This is a genomic window from Streptomyces sp. ASQP_92, assembly GCF_025399895.1.
GTDB lineage: Bacteria > Actinomycetota > Actinomycetes > Streptomycetales > Streptomycetaceae > Streptomyces.
In genome coordinates, this window is the sequence record NZ_JAODUA010000001.1 from 282,807 (window position 1) to 299,928 (window position 17,122).

General features: G+C 72.4%; 11 protein-coding genes. 5 read left to right on the forward strand and 6 right to left on the reverse strand.

Going from position 1 to position 17,122, the window contains the following annotated elements:
* Positions 1-11 precede the first annotated feature (11 nt).
* Together N4G70_RS01315 and N4G70_RS01320 are read right to left on the reverse strand one after the other, a co-directional pair.
* Complete coding sequence (locus tag N4G70_RS01315; protein WP_261710483.1) at positions 12-1,169, reverse strand: acyl-CoA dehydrogenase family protein; 1,158 nt, start codon at positions 1,167-1,169, stop codon at positions 12-14.
* A gap of 292 nt (positions 1,170-1,461) precedes the next feature.
* Complete coding sequence (locus N4G70_RS01320) at positions 1,462-3,402, reverse strand: PucR family transcriptional regulator ligand-binding domain-containing protein (RefSeq protein WP_261710484.1); 1,941 nt, start codon at positions 3,400-3,402, stop codon at positions 1,462-1,464.
* A gap of 193 nt (positions 3,403-3,595) precedes the next feature.
* Between N4G70_RS01320 and speB the strand changes: the two genes are divergently transcribed.
* The 5 genes from speB to N4G70_RS01345 all read left to right on the forward strand — a co-directional run bounded on the left by speB (position 3,596) and on the right by N4G70_RS01345 (position 12,762).
* The gene (gene speB, locus N4G70_RS01325) at positions 3,596-4,561 is read left to right on the forward strand and encodes an agmatinase (protein ID WP_120723270.1); all 966 of its coding nucleotides are present in this window, start codon (positions 3,596-3,598) and stop codon (positions 4,559-4,561) included.
* 62 nt (positions 4,562-4,623) lie between these two features.
* Positions 4,624-6,300: a thiamine pyrophosphate-binding protein gene (locus tag N4G70_RS01330; RefSeq protein WP_261710485.1), complete on the forward strand. Its 1,677-nt coding sequence runs from the start codon at positions 4,624-4,626 to the stop codon at positions 6,298-6,300.
* A gap of 33 nt (positions 6,301-6,333) precedes the next feature.
* Entirely contained in the window at positions 6,334-10,152 is a 3,819-nt protein-coding gene (locus tag N4G70_RS01335) for an ABC transporter ATP-binding protein (RefSeq protein WP_399033687.1), read from the forward strand.
* Positions 10,153-10,797: 645 nt separating this feature from the next.
* Positions 10,798-11,190, forward strand: a complete 393-nt coding sequence (locus tag N4G70_RS01340; protein WP_261710487.1) for a hypothetical protein — start codon at positions 10,798-10,800, stop codon at positions 11,188-11,190.
* 171 nt (positions 11,191-11,361) lie between these two features.
* Positions 11,362-12,762, forward strand: coding sequence for a S28 family serine protease (locus N4G70_RS01345; RefSeq protein WP_261710488.1), 1,401 nt, complete (start codon positions 11,362-11,364; stop codon positions 12,760-12,762).
* Positions 12,763-13,348: 586 nt separating this feature from the next.
* Here N4G70_RS01345 and N4G70_RS01350 read toward each other — a convergent pair.
* The 4 genes from N4G70_RS01350 to N4G70_RS01365 all read right to left on the reverse strand — a co-directional run bounded on the left by N4G70_RS01350 (position 13,349) and on the right by N4G70_RS01365 (position 17,072).
* Complete coding sequence (locus N4G70_RS01350; RefSeq protein WP_399034289.1) at positions 13,349-15,115, reverse strand: glycoside hydrolase family 3 protein; 1,767 nt, start codon at positions 15,113-15,115, stop codon at positions 13,349-13,351.
* A 350-nt stretch (positions 15,116-15,465) separates the two neighbouring features.
* Entirely contained in the window at positions 15,466-16,134 is a 669-nt protein-coding gene (locus N4G70_RS01355) for an NAD(P)-dependent oxidoreductase (RefSeq protein ID WP_261710490.1), read from the reverse strand.
* Positions 16,135-16,206: 72 nt separating this feature from the next.
* Positions 16,207-16,662, reverse strand: a complete 456-nt coding sequence (locus N4G70_RS01360; protein WP_261710491.1) for a carboxymuconolactone decarboxylase family protein — start codon at positions 16,660-16,662, stop codon at positions 16,207-16,209.
* Between the two features lie 188 nt (positions 16,663-16,850).
* Positions 16,851-17,072, reverse strand: coding sequence for a hypothetical protein (locus N4G70_RS01365; protein WP_261710492.1), 222 nt, complete (start codon positions 17,070-17,072; stop codon positions 16,851-16,853).
* Positions 17,073-17,122: the final 50 nt, after the last annotated feature.

The window sequence follows — 17,122 nt, forward strand, 5'->3', positions numbered from 1 at the left end:
GGCCTACTGGCCTACAGGCCCATGTCCTTGGCGATGATCGACTTCATGATCTCGCTGGTGCCGCCGTAGATCCGGTTCACGCGGTTGTCGGCGTACAGGCGGGCGATCGGGTACTCGTTCATGAACCCGTAGCCGCCGTGCAGCTGGAGGCAGCGGTCGATGACCCGGTGCGCGACCTCGGTGCAGAAGAGCTTCGCGGAGGCGGCCTCGGCCGGGGTCAGCTCGCCCGCGTCCAGGGCTTCGAGGGCGCGGTCGGCGACCGCCTCGGCGGCGTCCACCTCGGCCTGGCAGGCGGCCAGCTCGAACTTGGTGTTCTGGAACGAGGCGACCGGCTTGCCGAAGACGGTGCGGTCCCGCACGTACTCCTTGGCGAACCGGACGGCCGCCTTGGCCTGCGCGTACGCGCCGAACGCGATGCCCCAGCGCTCGGAGGCGAGGTTGTGGCCGAGGTAGTAGAAGCCCTTGTTCTCCTCGCCGAGCAGGTCCTCGACGGGCACCTTGACGTCGACGAACGCCAGCTCGGCGGTGTCGGAGGTCTTCAGGCCGAGCTTGTCGAGCTTGCGGCCGACCGAGTAGCCCTCGGACTTGGTGTCCACCGCGAACAGCGAGATGCCGTGGCGGCGGTCCTCGGCGGAGGGGGCGTCGGTGCGGGCGCAGACGATCACGCGGTCGGCGTGGACGCCGCCGGTGATGAAGGTCTTGGCGCCGTTGAGGACGTAGTGCGAGCCGTCCTCGGAGAGCTTGGCGGTGGTCTTCATGCCCGCCAGGTCGGAGCCGGTGCCCGGCTCGGTCATCGCGAGCGCCCACATCTCCTCGCCGGAGACGAACTTCGGCAGGAAGCGCTTCTTCTGCTCGTCGGTGGCGAGCATCTTGATGTACGGCAGGCCGAGCAGCACGTGCACGCCGGAGCCGCCGAACTGGACGCCCGCGCGGGCCGTCTCCTCGTACATGACGGCCTCGAACTTGTACGAGTCGATGCCGGCGCCGCCGAACTCCTCGTCCACGCGGATGCCGAAGATGCCGAGCTCGGCGAGCTTGTAGTAGAACTCGCGCGGCACGATGCCCTGCGCGAACCACTCGTCGTACGCCGGGACGACCTCGGCCTCGATGAAGGCGCGCAGGGTCTCCCGGAACGCCTCGTGGTCTTCGTTGAATACCGTACGGCGCACGGTCGCCCTCCTCGGCTCACACATTCGTCTAAGCGCTTGCTCAGGTTGAAATACGAAGTTACCCGGCAGTCACCGGCACTGTCCAGAGTGAGACTGCACACGCTCGGGTGCCACCCGGAGGCCCGGCGGCGGCGCGTGCTCTGGCTCACCGCTCTCGGGGTCGTGATTCGGCCGTACCCGAACCGGCGTGCGGGAGGGGGCACATGAGGGGCGAGGGATGGTTGCTCGCGGGGTCGGCCCGGGTGGCAAGCCCTGCTGCCTCCTCGAGGGCGGGACTTTTCCGGGGGCGGCTTCACGAGTGGCGCAGCGCCAGCCACAGCTCCGTGCGTACGTCCATGTCGTCGAGGTCGGCGGCGAGCAGCGCCGCGCAGCGGCCGATCCGCTGGCGGACGGTGTTGCGGTGCACCCCCAGCGCCACCGCGCTGCGGTCCCAACTCCCGTGCAGCGAGAGCCAGATGCGCAGGGTGGTGCGCAGGGGGTCGGTCAGCGGGGCGAGCAGTTCGCGGGCGTACGCGGCGGCCTCCTCGGGGTCGAGCAGCGCCCCGAATCCGGCGGGGCGGTGCCGGGCGAGCGGGGTGCGGGTCGCCTCGGCGCGCTCCAGGGCGCGGGCGGCCTGGAGGTCGGCGACGGCGAGGCCGTCGAGTGCGGCGGGGGCGCTGACGCCGAGGGTCCAGCCGGGGTGCGTCGTGACCTCGCGGTCGGCGGGTACGAGGGCGCGCGCGGTCCGCCCGCTCGCGTCGACCAGGGAGGTCCCGAGATCGGGCGCGACCCCGTGCCCCCGGGCGTGCACGACGACCCAGGGCCCTTCGCCGAGCAGCGTCGCCGTGTCCTGCGGGGCGCCGCCGAGCATCATCCGCACCAGTGCGGCCGAACGGGCGGCCTCGTCCGCGCCGGGCCGTCCGGCGGTGAGCAGGGCGAGGAGGACGGCCGCGACGCCGGCGATGGTGTGGTCGCCGGGGGCGCGGTGGGGGGTGGCGAGGGCGAGGGCGGTTCCCGTCGTGTCGGCCAGGGCGTAGGCGGCGAGGTGGGTGTCGCCGACGGTGTCGGTGGCGGTGAGGGGGTGCGCCTTCGGCGAGCTCTCCCCACCCCGCCCCTTCCCGAGACCCTCCGGGGGTGGGCCGCCCTGCGACGGGGCGGCCGCAGCGGGCGCACTGGGGGCCCTGCCCCCAGACCCCCGCTCCTCAAACGCCGGAGGGGCTGGATCGGGCCCCCTGCCCGGCCGCCCCGGCGAAGGCTCCAGGTCCGGTCGCCTGTTCACCCCCTCCGGCGCTTGAGGTGCGGGGTCCGGGATGGAGCCCCGTGCCGACCGGGGTGCGGGGTCCGGAGCGGAGCCCCGTGCCGACTGGGGTGCGGGGGCGTCATCCGGCGGAGGTGCCAGGTCCGGATGGGTATGCAGCCCCTCCGGCGCTTGAGGAGCCGGGTCCGGAGCGGAGCCCCGTGTCCGCCGGGGTGCGGGGTCGCCATCCGGCGGAGGAGGTTGGCTATTCAGCCCCTCCGGCGTTTGAGGAGCGGGGGTCTGGGGGTGGAACCCCCGGGCTTCACGCCGGCCCGCAGGGGCGTCGTCCGCCGGAGGCTTGCGGGAAGGGGCGGGGTGGGGAAGATCCGCCGAAGGCGACACCACCCGCACCAACGCCCCCACCCCCACCCCCACCGAACCCGACGGCGCCGCCCCCGCCGCATCGAGGACCGACCCCTCCGGGGTCATCAGCGCCGCCCACCCCCCGAGCCGCCCGGCCAGCACCCGCAGGACCCCTCGCACCGGATCGGGCCGGGACGCCGCCGCGGCCAGGGCCCGCTGGGCCTCGCTCACGCGGCGCAGCTCGTCCTCGCGGGCCCGGGCCATGAGCAGCCACACCGCCCGCGCCACCCCGGAGAACGTCGTCTGCGGCGGCACCTCGAGGAGCGGCAGACCATGCCGTGCGCACGCCTCCACCAGCGCGGGCGGCACCGAGTCGTAGACCGGCGCCACCCCGAAGCCGAGCGCCGCCGCGCCCGCCGCCACGACCCGGGACACATAGACCTCGGGGTCGCCGAGCTGGACCCCCGCCGTCATGAGCAGCTCCCCGCCGAGCAGATAGGGGTACGGGTCGGCCATCTCCGAGGTGTGCACCCAGCGGATCGTGGCGTCCGGCGGCCCGGCGATCTGCCGCAGCCCCAGGTCGGCGCGGGCCAGCAGCGCGGACAGCGCGATGGGCGGGGTGGGCGGGGTCTGCGGGGCGGTGGGTTCCGGCATGGTGGACGATCCATCCCTGGACGGCACGAGAAGTGGAGGAAACGTACACTTCAGTGGAGCTGTCCGGCCACTTAGGGTCGAGCCGACCGGCGGCAGCCGGCGCGCGGGGGCAGGCCCGCGCGACATCCCGCCGCACGCGCCGGACCGGCGGCCCCGTGCCGCCCCAACTCGCCGACAACGAAGGGCACTTCACATGAGCAGCAACGAAACGCCGCGCGGTCCGATCGACTCGTCCCGCATCCCGCGGTACGCCGGACCCGCGACCTTCGCCCGGCTGCCCCGCCTCGACGAGGTCGGCACCGCCGATGTCGCCGTCGTCGGCGTGCCCTTCGACAGCGGTGTCTCCTACCGGCCGGGCGCCCGCTTCGGCGGCAACGCCATCCGCGAGGCCTCCCGGCTGCTGCGCCCGTACAACCCGGCGCAGGACGCCTCGCCCTTCGCGCTCGCCCAGGTCGCGGACGCCGGCGACATCGCGGCCAACCCGTTCAACATCAACGAGGCCGTCGAGACGATCGAGGCCGCGGCCGACGACCTGCTCGGCACCGGCGCCCGGATGATGACGCTCGGCGGCGACCACACCATCGCGCTGCCGCTGCTGCGTTCCGTCGCCAAGAAGCACGGCCCGGTCGCGCTGCTCCACTTCGACGCGCACCTCGACACCTGGGACACCTACTTCGGCGCCGAGTACACCCACGGCACCCCGTTCCGCCGGGCCGTCGAGGAGGGCATCCTCGACACCGAGGCGCTCTCGCACGTCGGCACCCGCGGCCCGCTGTACGGCAAGCAGGACCTGACGGACGACGAGAAGATGGGCTTCGGCATCGTCACCTCGGCCGATGTCTACCGGCGCGGCGCCGACGAGGTCGCCGACCAGCTCCGCCAGCGCATCGGCGACCGCCCGCTGTACATCTCCATCGACATCGACTGCCTCGACCCGGCCCACGCGCCCGGCACCGGCACGCCCGAGGCCGGCGGCATGACCTCGCGCGAGCTCCTGGAGATCCTGCGGGGCCTCGCCTCCTGCAACCTGGTCTCCGCCGATGTCGTCGAGGTCGCCCCGGCCTACGACCACGCCGAGATCACCAGCGTGGCCGCCTCGCACACCGCGTACGAGCTGACCACGATCATGTCCCGGCAGATCGCCGCGAGCCGCGCCTGAGGCAGGGCAGGGACCGGTAGGGCGCCGAGCCGAGCGCCGCGGAAGCCGCAGAAGGGGACGCGATGACCCACGACCACGACATCGAGCTGCGGCCCACACCGCGCCAGGTGGAGGCGGCCCTGAACCCTCCGCCGGGCCGCATCGGCGGTGATCTGGTCGTGGAGACGCTGGCCGGGCTCGGCGCCACCACGGTGTTCGGGCTGCCCGGCCAGCACGCGCTCGGCATGTTCGACGCGCTGCGCCGCTCGGACCTCACCTACGTAGGGCTGCGGGTCGAGAACAACGCGGGCTTCGCCGCCGACGCGTACGGCCGGATCACCGGGGAGGCGGCCCCGCTGCTCCTGTCGACCGGCCCCGGCGCGCTCACCTCGCTGCCCGCCCTCCAGGAGGCGGCCGCCGCCTCCTCGCCGGTGATCGCGATCTCAAGTCAGGTGCCCACGGCGGGAGTTGGCGGCGGGCGTCACGGCTATCTGCACGAACTGCGCGACCAGCAGGCCTCGTTCCGCGACATCGTGAAGTCGGTCCACGTGGTGCGCGCCCAGTCGCAGATCCCCTCCGCGATCGCGGCGGCCTGGCAGTCGGCGCTCACCGCCCCGCACGGCCCGGTGTGGGTAGAGATCCCCGAGGACGTGCTGCTCGCGGAGGCCGCGCTGCCCGTGGTCACGCCGATGGACGCCTTCCCCGACGATCTGCTCCCGCGCCCCGAACTGACCGCCGTGGCGGCCGGGTTGCTCGCGGACGCGGCCCGTCCGGTGATCATCGCGGGCGGCGGTGTCGTACGGTCCGACGCCTCGGGCAAGCTCCGCGCGCTCGCCGAACGCCTGGACGCGCCGGTCGTGACGACCTTCGGAGGCAAGGGCGCCTTCCCCTGGGAGCACCCGCTCTCGCTCCAGTCCTGGCTGGAGGACCGGCACACCACCGACTTCCTGGAGGACGCGGACGTCCTGCTCGTCGTCGGCTCCGGACTCGGCGAACTCTCCTCGAACTACCACACGTTCACACCGCGCGGCCGGATCATCCAGATCGAGGCCGACCTCGGCAAACTGGAGTCCAACCACCCCGCGCTCGGCATCCACGCCGACGCCCGCACCGCCCTCCAGGCCCTGCTCGAAACGGTGCCCGAGCGCACCGACCCGACGGCCGCCGAACGCGTACGGACCGTCCTGGACAAGGTCGCGGCCCGCATCGACGCGCAGGACCTCGGCGAGGAACGGCGCATCCTGGCCGCCGTGCGCGAGGCGCTGCCCGCCGGGGCGCCCAGCTTCTGGGACATGACGATCCTGACCTACTGGGCCTGGTCGGCCTGGCCCGGCGCGATGCACTCCGCGCAGGGCGCCGGAGGCCTCGGCTACGGCTTCCCGGCGGCCCTCGGCGCGGCCGTCGCCGACCCGGGCACGCCCGTCCTCGCGGTGTCCGGCGACGGCGGCGCCCTGTACTCCATCGCCGAGCTCGCCACCGCGAAGCAGTACGGTCTGCCGGTCACCTGGCTGATCGTCGACGACGGCGGCTACGGCATCCTGCGCGCCTACATGAAGGACGCGTTCGGTGAGGCCACGGCCACCGCCACCGAACTGGCCCGCCCCGACTTCGTCGCCCTCGCCGAGTCCTTCGGGGTCCCGGCCGTCCGCACCACCCCCGACACCCTGGCCGCCGACCTGGCCAAGGCGCTGGCCGCCCCCGGCCCCTCGGTGGTCGTGCTGCCCGCCGTCCTGAAGATGTTCGCGCCGACCCACCGGTGACCCGGTCCCTTCGGCCGTATTCGTTACGGCGGGATGAAATCCGCCGACCGCCGTGTTGGGGCTTGCGGCAGGGCCAGGACCAACGGGAGGAATCACGTGACGGAGGGTGCGCATCAGGACACGCGCCAGGGGTGGGCCCGCAGGCTGACCGGGTACGCCTGGCGCTATCGGCGCAATGTGGTGCTGTCGCTGGGCTCCTCGCTCGCCGGCATGGCCGTCATGGCGCTCGTCCCGCTGATCACCAAGGTGGTCATCGACGACGTCATCGGCGCCCACACGCGCTCGCTCGCCGTGTGGACCGGCCTGCTCATAGCCTCCGCCGTCGTGGTGTACGGGCTCACCTACATCCGGCGGTACTACGGCGGACGCCTCGCCCTCGACGTTCAGCACGACCTGCGCACCGAGATGTACCGCACGATCACCCGGCTCGACGGGCGGCGCCAGGACGAGCTGTCCACCGGGCAGGTCGTCGGGCGCGCCACCAGCGACCTCCAGCTCATCCAGGGCCTGCTCTTCATGCTGCCGATGACCATCGGCAACATCCTGCTCTTCGTGATCTCCGTCGCGATCATGGCGTGGCTCTCGCCGCTGCTCACCCTCGTCGCCCTCGCCGTCGCACCCGCCCTGTGGTTCATCGCCAAGCGCAGCCGCACCCGGCTGTTCCCCGCCACCTGGTACGCCCAGGGCCAGGCGGCGGCCGTCGCCGGGGTCGTGGACGGCGCCGTGTCCGGGGTCCGGGTCGTCAAGGGCTTCGGCCAGGAGGACCAGGAGACCGGCAAACTGCGCGAGGTCGGCCGCAAGCTGTTCGCGGGACGCCTGCGCACGATCAAGCTGAACTCCCGCTACACCCCGGCCCTCCAGGCCGTCCCCGCGCTCGGCCAGGTCGCCATGCTGGCGCTCGGCGGCTGGCTCGCCACCCGCGGCGAGATCACGCTCGGCACGTTCGTCGCGTTCTCCACCTACCTCGCCCAGCTCGTCGGGCCCGTCCGCATGCTGGCCATGGTGCTCACCGTGGGCCAGCAGGCCCGGGCCGGCGTCGAACGCGTCCTGGAGCTCATCGACACCGAACCCTCCATCGAGGACGGCACCAAGGAGCTTTCGCCCAGCGCCCCCGCCACCGTCGAATTCGACGACGTGAGCTTCGGGTACGACGACGAGCGGCCCGTCCTCGACGGGTTCTCCCTCGACATCCGGCCCGGCGAGACCGTCGCCGTGGTCGGCTCCTCCGGCTCCGGCAAGTCCACCGTCTCGATGCTGCTGCCCCGCTTCTACGACGTCTCGCACGGCGCCGTACTCATCGGCGGGCACGACGTGCGCGAGCTGACGCTCTCCTCGCTGCGCGCCGCCATCGGACTCGTCCCCGAGGACTCCTTCCTCTTCTCCGACACCGTCCGCGCCAACATCGCGTACGGAAAGCCGGACGCCACCCAGGACGAGATCGAGAAGGCCGCCCGCGCCGCCCAGGCGCACGGCTTCATCAGCGACCTGCCCAAGGGGTACGACACCACCGTCGGCGAGCACGGCCTCACCCTCTCCGGGGGCCAGCGCCAGCGCGTCGCACTCGCCCGCGCCATCCTCAGCGACCCCCGGCTGCTCGTCCTGGACGACGCGACCTCCGCCGTCGACGCCCGCGTCGAGCACGAGATCCACGAGGCGCTGGCCTCGGTCATGGCCGGCCGCACCACCCTGCTCATCGCGCACCGCCGCTCCACCCTGAACCTCGCCGACCGCATCGCCGTCCTCGACGGCGGACGGCTCGCCGCGATCGGCACCCACGAGGAACTCCAGCGCGACAGCGCCCTCTACCGCCGGCTGCTCACCGACCCCGACGAACTCGGCGCGGTCTCGCCCGGCCACACCCCCACCACCCCCGCCCCGGACGAGGAGGACCACTCCGTACGGGACGAGCTGGACGCGGAGTTCGACGCCGAGCGCGGCATCACCCCGCCCCTGTGGGTGCGCGAGGAGAAGCCCGAATCGGCGGCCCCCGGCGGCATGCCGGCCACGCCCGAACTGCTCGCCCAGGTCGAGGCGTTGCCGTCGGCGACCGACACCCCCGACATCGACGAGGCCAGGGCCGTGCAGCCCGAGGACTCCTACGGCCTGCGCAGGCTGCTGCGCGGCTTCGGTCTCCCCCTGCTCGTCTCGCTCCTCCTCGTCGCGATCGACGCCGGAATGTCGCTGCTGCTGCCGGTCCTCATCCGGCACGGCATCGACCAGGGCGTCACCAAGCTCGCGCTCGGCGCGGTGTGGGCGGCGGCCGGTCTCGGCCTGCTCACCGTCGTCGTCCAGTGGCTCGCCCAGACCGGCGAGACCCGGATGACCGGACGCACCGGCGAACGCGTCCTGTACACGCTGCGCCTGAAGATCTTCGCCCAGCTCCAGCGGCTCGGACTCGACTACTACGAGCGGGAGTTGACCGGACGGATCATGACCCGCATGACGACGGACGTGGACGCGCTCTCCACGTTCCTCCAGACGGGCCTGGTCACCGCGTTCGTCTCCGTCGTCACCTTCTTCGGCATCATGGTCGCGCTGCTCGTCATCGACCTCCAGCTCGCCCTCGTCGTCTTCGCGACGCTGCCGCTGCTCGTCGTCGGCACGTACGTCTTCCGCAAGAAGAGCGTCCAGGCCTACGAGCTGGCCCGTGAGCGGGTCGGTGTCGTCAACGCCGACCTCCAGGAGTCGGTGTCCGGGCTGCGCATCGTGCAGGCCTTCCGGCGCGAGCACGACGGGGCCGAGCGGTTCGCCGGGCGCAGCGACCACTACCGCCAGGCGCGGGTGCGCGGCCAGTGGCTGATCTCGGTGTACTTCCCGTTCGTGCAGCTCCTGTCGTCGGTGGCCGCGGCGGCCGTACTGATCGTGGGCGCGGGCCGGGTCGACAACGGCACCCTCACCGCGGGCGCCCTCGTCGCCTACCTCCTCTACATCGACCTGTTCTTCGCCCCCGTACAGCAGCTCTCCCAGGTCTTCGACGGCTACCAGCAGGCGGCCGTGTCGCTCGGCCGCATCCAGGAACTCCTCCAGGAGAAGACGTCCACCTCCCAGGCGGCCGAGCCGCTCGACGTGCGGTCACTGCGGGGCGAGATCGCCTTCGAGAACGTCGACTTCGCGTACGGCTCGGCGGACGGCTCCGGCGACGAACCCGAGGAGGCGCTCACCGGGGTCGACATCCGCATACCCGCCGGGCAGACCGTCGCCTTCGTCGGCGAGACGGGCGCGGGCAAGTCCACCCTCGTCAAGCTGGTGGCGCGCTTCTACGATCCGACGGGCGGGCGGGTCACCGTCGACGGTACGGACCTGCGCGACCTGGACATCACCGCCTACCGGCACCGGCTCGGGGTGGTGCCGCAGGAGGCGTACCTCTTCCCCGGCACGGTCCGTGACGCCATCGCCTACGGGCGTCCCGGCGCGAGCGACGCCGAGGTCGAGGCGGCGGCGCGCGCGGTCGGCGCCCACGACATGATCGCCACGCTCGACGGGGGCTACCTCCACGAGGTCGCCGAGCGCGGCCGCAACCTGTCCGCCGGTCAGCGCCAGCTGATCGCGCTGGCCCGCGCGGAACTCGTCGACCCGGACATCCTGCTGCTCGACGAGGCGACGGCGGCGCTCGACCTGGCGACCGAGGCGCAGGTCAACCAGGCGACCGAGCGGCTCAGCGGGCGCCGCACGACGTTGGTGGTGGCCCACCGGCTGACGACGGCGGCGCGGGCGGACCGGGTCATCGTGATGGACCGCGGGCGGGTCGCCGAGGACGGCACCCACGAGGAACTCCTCGCCCTGGACGGCAAGTACGCCCGCCTGTGGCATACGTTCATCGGGCCTCCGGAGCCGGTGCGCACGGCGGGTTGAGCGGGGGGCGCGCTTTCCCACCCACCCGCCCGTGCGGCGGGGTTGGCTGGTTCCGGCTTCCTGGGGCTCCGCCCCAGCCCCCGGGGGGTTCGCCCACCCACCCGCCCGTGCGGCGGGGTCGGTCGGTTCCGGCCCTCCTGGGGCTCCGCCCCAGACCCGAGGCACCTTTGCCCACCCGCCCGCCCGTAAGCGCAGGGTTGGTTGGTTTCGGGACCCCCTGGGGCTCCGCCCCAGACCCCGTTCGCGCCTGAACGGCGCTCGTCCTCAATCGCCGGACGGGCTGAGGTTGCCCGATGCGGGCCCGCACCGGTCCTGCCAGGGGCGCGGGGAACTGCGCGAGAAGCGCCCACGGCCCGCACACGACCGATGGTTTTTGGGGGCGCGAGGAACTGCGCGAGAAGCGACCACGATCCGCACACGACCGATGGTTTTGGGGGCGCGGGGAACTGCGCGAGGAGCGTCCACGATCCGCAGGGTGGAGAGGGGTTAGGGGCGCGGGGAACTGCGCGACCAGCCACGTGGGGGGTGAGGGCGAAGGCGGCGCGAGGGGCGCGGGGCGTCGCAAAGGGGGGCCGCGCTGAAGAACCGTCGGATGACATCCCGCGTCCCTCCCCACATACGCGCACCCGAAGGAAGGACGCAAGCGTGTTCGGTGGGGCAAGGAGCAACAACCACACGATCCCGGCGCTCGCGGTGCTCGCCGCGGCCGCCGGCCTCCTGGTGTTCGGCCCGGTCAGCGGCCGGGCCGACGCCGCCGCGGCCTGTGCCGGGCGGCCGGTGAAGACCGTCGGGCTCAGCACGGGGGAGCTGCGCCTGTACAAGGGGAACGGATACGCCTGCGCGGTCACCGAGGCAAGGAGCCCAGGCCCGCGGCGCCAGATGTCGGTGACGATCCAGGCTCGCGGCGGCGCCCCGGCCGGCGACTCGGGCGCCTACACGCAGCGGGCCGGCCCGGTCACCGTGCACATCGGCAACCGCTGCGTCCGCGCGACCGGCGCGATATCCGGGAGTTCGGCGGAGACGGGCTGGGTGTGCTGACGGGAGGGGGCGTCGGCGGGGGCGTCGGCGAGGGCCATCCGTGCGGGGCCCCGTGAGCCACCCGTGAAGATCGGCGGCGCGGCTCAACCAGGTCTGGCGGGCGGCGTGTTGACCCCGCTAGGTTCGCGGGGCCACGTTCCGAGCCCACAGGGGCCCCACAGGGGAGTGTGAATGCGCAAGGCGCTCAGATGGCTGCTGTCGCTGGTCGTGCTGACAGGCACGATGGCCGCGACGGGAGCCACGGCCGGGGCGGCCACCGCCGCCGAGCCGGACATCAAGGACCGCATCCTGGCGATACCCGGGGTGAGCCTCATCGCGGAGAAGCCGTACAACGGCTACCGCTACTTCGTGCTGAGTTTCACCCAGCCCGTCGACCACCACAACCCGTACCGCCGGGCCACCTTCCAGCAGCGGATCACCGTGCTGCACAAGGACACGGACCGGCCGACGGTCATGTACACCAGCGGCTACGAGGTCTCCACCAACCCCAGCCGCTCCGAGCCGACGGCGATCGTCGACGGCAACCAGGTGTCCGTCGAGTACCGGTTCTTCCCCCAGTCGCGGCCCACGCCCACCGACTGGTCCAAGGACGACATCTGGCAGGCGGCCAGTGACCAGCACGCCATCTTCCAGGCCCTGAAGCCGGTGTACGCCAAGAACTGGCTGACCACGGGCGCCTCGAAGGGCGGCATGACGGCCACGTACTACAAGCGCTTCTACCCCCGTGACATGGACGGCGTCGTCGCGTACGTCGCCCCCAACGACGTGGTGAACAACGAGGATTCGGCCTACGACCGGTTCTTCCGGACGGTCGGCACCAAGGAGTGCCGCGACAAGCTGGAGGGCGTGCAGCGGCAGGCGCTGGTGCGGCGGGCGCCCCTGGAGAAGAAGTACCAGGAGTACGCGACCGCGAACGGCTACACCTTCGCGACGGTCGGCACCCTCGACAAGGCGTACGAGGCGGTCGTGCTCGATTACGTCTGGGGCTTCTGGCAGTATCACCTGCTCGCCGAGTGCGACACGCTCCCGGCGGACCCGGAGCACGCCACCGACCAGGCGATCTGGGACTCGGTCGACACGATCTCCGGCTTCTCGTTCTACACCGACCAGGGTCTTGCTCCCTACACGGCGTACTACTACCAGGCCGGTACGCAGCTCGGCTCGCCCACCATCAAGCAGCCCTGGCTCGGCAACCTGAGCCGCTACGGGTACCAGCCGCCGCGCAACTTCGTGCCGCGGGACATCCCGATGCGGTTCCAGCCGTGGGCGATGCGGGACGTCGACTCGTGGGTCAAGCACCATGCCGACCACATGCTGTACGTGTACGGGCAGAACGACCCGTGGGGTGCGGAGCGGTTCTCGCTGGGAGCGGGGGCGCGGGACTCCTACGTCTATACGGTGGCGGGGGGCAACCACGGTTCCAAGGTGGCGCTGCTCGCGGCGGAGCAGAAGGCGGCGGCGACGTCGGCGATTCTTCGGTGGGCGGGGGTTGGGGCGGGGACGGTCCGCCCCACCTTCGACGCGAAGCTGGACACATCCCCCTCCCTCCACGAGCCCACCCTCCACCCCTAACCCCCTGGGCCCCGGCCCGCCCGGGGCCCAGACCCCACCCCCCTCTGCGCAGTTCCCCGCGCCCCCAAAACCCCTTGGGTCTGCGGCCCGTGCCCCCCTCTGCGCAGTTCCCCGCGCCCCTAAACCCTCTCGATCCTGCGGATCGTGCCCCCTTCTCGCGCAGTTCCCCGCGCCCCCCAAAAGCCCTTCGGTCTGCGGATCGTGCCCCCTTCTCGCGCCGTTCCCCGCGCCCCCAAAAAAACCGCCTTCGTCCGCGGACCGTGCCCCCTTCTCGCGCAGTTCCTCGCGCCCCTGAAACCCGCCTTCGTCTGCGGATCGTGGTCGCTCCTCGCGCAGTTCCCCGCGCCCCTTAGCGGTACTGGTGCTGGCCCGCACGGGGCACCTCAGCCCGTCCGGCGTTTGAGGACGAGCGCCCTTAAGGCGCGAACGGGGTCTAGGGCGGAGCCCCAGGAAGGCCCGAACCAATCAACCCGCTGCACGGGCGGGTGGGTGGGAAAACCCCCGGGGTCTGGGGCGGAGCCCCAGGGAGGCCCGAACCAATCAACCCGCTGCACGGGCGGGTGGGTGGGCGAACCCCCCCAGGGGGTCAGTACGTCAGGCCGTAGCCGATCGGGTACAGGGCGCGCGCGGGGTCGTCCGCGCGGGGTACGGCCACCGGGAGGCGCCCGCGCGGACGGCCGAGCCCGGCCAACACCCGCACCGCCGCCCGGAGTTCGACATCCGTCCAGGAGTACGTGGCGAGCGACGCCCCGAACCCGCTGACGTACGCGATGTCGTACGGGTTGCGCAGCGCGAGGTGGACCACGGGCACCCCGCTCGCGCCCAGCGCCGCGACCAGACGGCTCTGCGCACCCCCCGCCCCCGCGTTGTACGTGCCCACGATCACCGCGTCCTGCCCCGCCGCCGCAGCCACCGCCGCCTGGATCTGCGCCGGGGAGGGCAGCGTTCCCGTGGGCAACACCGTGGTGCGGAAGCCGAGTTCGGTCAGGGCCGAGGCCAGGACCGTGGTGGGCGGGCCCGTCGTGCCGGACGGGGAGGCGGGGTCGGCGCCCACGATCAGGAGCCGGCGGTGCGAGCGCCGGGACAGCGGCAGCAGCCCCCGACGGTTGGCGAGCAGGGTCGTGGTGCGCTCGGCGATCTCGTCGGCGGCGTTCAAGTGGGCCCGGGCACCGACCGTACGGTCCACACCGCGCGCGGTGACATAGGGCCGGGCGAACAGACCCCGCCGCTCCTTGAGCCGCAGGATGCGCAGCAGCGACGCGTCGAGGCGGGCCTCGCTCAGCTCCCCGCTCGACACCGCCGCCCGTACGCCGTTGAAGGCCACGTCCAGCTTGGGCGGGTCGAGGAGCTGGTCGACGCCCGCCTTCAGGGCCAGCACCGGCACCCGGTCGTCGCCGTACTTGTCGCGTACGCCCTGCATCCCGAGCGAGTCGGTGACGATGACGCCGTCGAAGCCGAGCTGTTCGCGCAGGATGCCGGTGAGAATGGGGCGGGACAGGGTGGCCGGGTCGTTGCTCGGGTCGAGCGCGGGGAACTGGATGTGCGCCGTCATGATCGCGTCGATCCCGGCGGCGATCGCGGCCCGGAACGGCGGCGCGTCCAGCCGTTCCCACTCCTCGCGGCTGTGGGTGATGACCGGGATGCCGGTGTGGCTGTCGACGGTGGTGTCGCCGTGTCCGGGGAAGTGCTTGGCGGTGGCGGCCACCGAGGACTCCTGGTAGCCGCGCACCTCGGCCGCGACCATGCGGGCCACGGCCGCCGGATCCGCGCCGAAGGACCGTACGCCGATCACCGGGTTGGCCGGGTTGACGTTCACGTCGGCGTCGGGGGAGTAGTCCTGCCGGATGCCGATCGCCGCGAGCTCCGCGCCCGAGATGCGGCCCAGGGTGCGGGCGTCGCGCGCCGAGCCGCCCGCGCCCATCGCCATCGCGCCCGGGAACAGCGTGGCGGGCTTGCCGACGCGGCACACCGCGCCGTGCTCCTGGTCGGTCGCGATCAGCAGCGGCAGCGGTACGCGCTGGGCGAGCCCGGCCGCCTGGATGCCGTTGGACAGCTCGGCGATCTGGTGCGGGTCGCGGGTGTTGTGCGCCCAGGAGAAGTAGATGATGCCGCCGACGTGGTACCTGGCGATGAGTTCGGCCGCATCGCGCACGCCGAGTTCGCGCAGGTTGGCGTCGATGTCCGCCTGGTCGGGCGCGGTCGCGGAGTGCCCGTAGACGCGCATGACGAAGAGCTGCCCGATCTTTTCCTCGACCGACATACGGGCGATGAGCGCGCGCAGTCCGCGGTCGCGGCCGACCGCGTCCGGGGCATCGAGGGCGTGGGCGGGAAGCTGGGCGCCGAGGGCGGTCATGGCGGCCACGGCGGCGGTGGAGGTGAGGAGGCTGCGTCTTGAGGTGCGGTGCTGCACGTGCGCTCCTTCCGGCGGTGGCGCCCTGGGAACCGGGTGGTACCCAGGGAACCCGGGAATTGGAAGAAACTTCCAAACTGAACCGATATCCGGAAAGTTACTGCCGGTCAAGGCTATGCGCACCGCGCCGTCCGGCGTCGCCGTGAAGTGAGACGCCGCCATCGGTGCGGTCAGGGGGACCTCGCGCACCGATGGCGACGGGTTCGGACCGGCTCGCCGCCAACTCATCAACTCCCGTGCAAAGAACCGGAGTTGCCGAAAAGCGGCGGCGTGGCCTTACGAAAGAAGAGGCCTCAGTCGGACAGGCCGACCGTCTGACGGAACGTCGACGGGTCGTCCAGAACCTCCAGCATGCAGTGCGCGACATCGGCCCGCGAGATGATCCCGCCGCCCCGCACGTTGCGCCCCACCTCGGTGCGGTAACGCCCGGTCAGCGCCTTGTCGTTGAGGCGCGGCGGACGCAGCGCGGTCCAGTCGAGCGTGCTGGCGCGCAGCACGTCCTCCATCCGCGCGAGATCCGCGTACCGCTTCTTCAGGATCGCCTTCACGATCGGATACGCGACGCTGCGCTGCATGAACGCGTCGCCCGGGTCGTGCCGGGGCGGGTTGGGCCGCCCCGGCGACGGTACGGTGCCGATCGGCGCGGCACTGATCACGACGATGCGGCGCACCCCCGTGGCGCGCATCGCCTCACAGATCGCCCGGGTGCCGCGCTCGGCGACGCCGAAGTCCGCCTTGGTGGCGGCCCCCAGCCCGGACAGCACCGCATCGGCCCCGGCCAGCGCCTCGCGCAGCGCGTCCTGGTCCGGCCGGGACAGATCGACGGCGACCGTACGGACCTTGTCCGAGGCCACCTTGGCCGGGTCGCGAACCGCCGCGGTCACCTCGTGGCCCGCGGCGACCGCCTGGTGAACGGCGAGCCGGCCGATACCGCCGCTCGCCGCGAAAATGGTCAGCTTCATGGGTTGCCCGATGTTCGTAGTCCGTAGTCCGTAGTCCGTGGTCCGTGGTCCGTGGTCCGCGCGGCTCGGCGGTTACCAGGTCCCCCCGGCGACCTGCCGGGTGGTGGCGTTGAGCCGGTTGAAGAGGTTGGTCACGCCGATCATGAGGACGAGCGAGGCCAGGCCCTTCTCGTCGTAGTGGCGGGCCGCCTCGTCCCACACCTCGTCGGACACCGCGTCCGGGCGGTCGGCGAGCCGGGTGGAGGCCTCGGCGAGTGCGAGGGCCGCGCGCTCGGCGTCGCTGAAGAACGGCGCCTCCCGCCAGGCCGCGACGGTGGCCAGCTTGTCCTCGTCCACACCGTTCTTGCGGGCGCTGGTGATGCCTCCGTACACACACGGGGCACAGCCGTTGATCTGGCTGGCCCGCAGGTGCACCAGCTCCAGGGTGGACCCGGGAACCCCGCCCTCCTTGGCCGCCGCGAGGATGCCCAGGATGGCCGGCATGGCGCTGGGGATGACGTGTGCGGGGCTCTTCATACGTGCCTGCATGGCTGCGACTCCTGTGTGCCGGGGCGATGTGCCTGCTTCTCGTTGGCTTTCACCGCCCTGACACGGCGGCGTACGGAGATGTGACAGCCCGGCCGAACTTCTTTCCCACCACCCTGGGCGCGGCATGACGTACGGCTCCCACGTCGCCCCGCCGTCCCGCGACACCCGCAACGCCAGCGCGGGCCCGGCTACCAGTTGCCCCCATGACGGGCGGCCTTCTCCATCAGCCATGCGCACACCTCCTCTTCCTCCCGCGCGGAGGCGGCCCGCAGATCACCCACGGCGACGGTCGCGACGAAGTACACGAACCGCACCCGCCGCCAGTCACCGTCCGTACCGATCACCTTGCCGGGCCCGTACACGTCGGTACCGGTGTGGGCGACGTACGTCCCCACGTCGTGGGCTTCCATGCGACGGCCTCTCACTGTGTGTGTCGTTTCGCTCACAGCGTGGCGTGACG

Excerpts from the sequence above, each read along its gene's own strand:
- N4G70_RS01365 (WP_261710492.1), bottom strand. The coding sequence starts at position 17,072 with ATGGAAGCCCACGACGTGGGGACGTACGTCGCCCACACCGGTACCGAC.
- speB (WP_120723270.1), top strand. The coding sequence starts at position 3,596 with ATGAGCAGCAACGAAACGCCGCGCGGTCCGATCGACTCGTCCCGCATC.
- N4G70_RS01320 (WP_261710484.1), bottom strand. The coding sequence starts at position 3,402 with ATGCCGGAACCCACCGCCCCGCAGACCCCGCCCACCCCGCCCATCGCG.
- N4G70_RS01360 (WP_261710491.1), bottom strand. The coding sequence starts at position 16,662 with ATGCAGGCACGTATGAAGAGCCCCGCACACGTCATCCCCAGCGCCATG.
- N4G70_RS01330 (WP_261710485.1), top strand. The coding sequence starts at position 4,624 with ATGACCCACGACCACGACATCGAGCTGCGGCCCACACCGCGCCAGGTG.
- N4G70_RS01355 (WP_261710490.1), bottom strand. The coding sequence starts at position 16,134 with ATGAAGCTGACCATTTTCGCGGCGAGCGGCGGTATCGGCCGGCTCGCC.
- N4G70_RS01345 (WP_261710488.1), top strand. The coding sequence starts at position 11,362 with ATGCGCAAGGCGCTCAGATGGCTGCTGTCGCTGGTCGTGCTGACAGGC.
- N4G70_RS01350 (WP_399034289.1), bottom strand. The coding sequence starts at position 15,115 with ATGACCGCCCTCGGCGCCCAGCTTCCCGCCCACGCCCTCGATGCCCCG.
- N4G70_RS01335 (WP_399033687.1), top strand. The coding sequence starts at position 6,334 with ATGAAATCCGCCGACCGCCGTGTTGGGGCTTGCGGCAGGGCCAGGACC.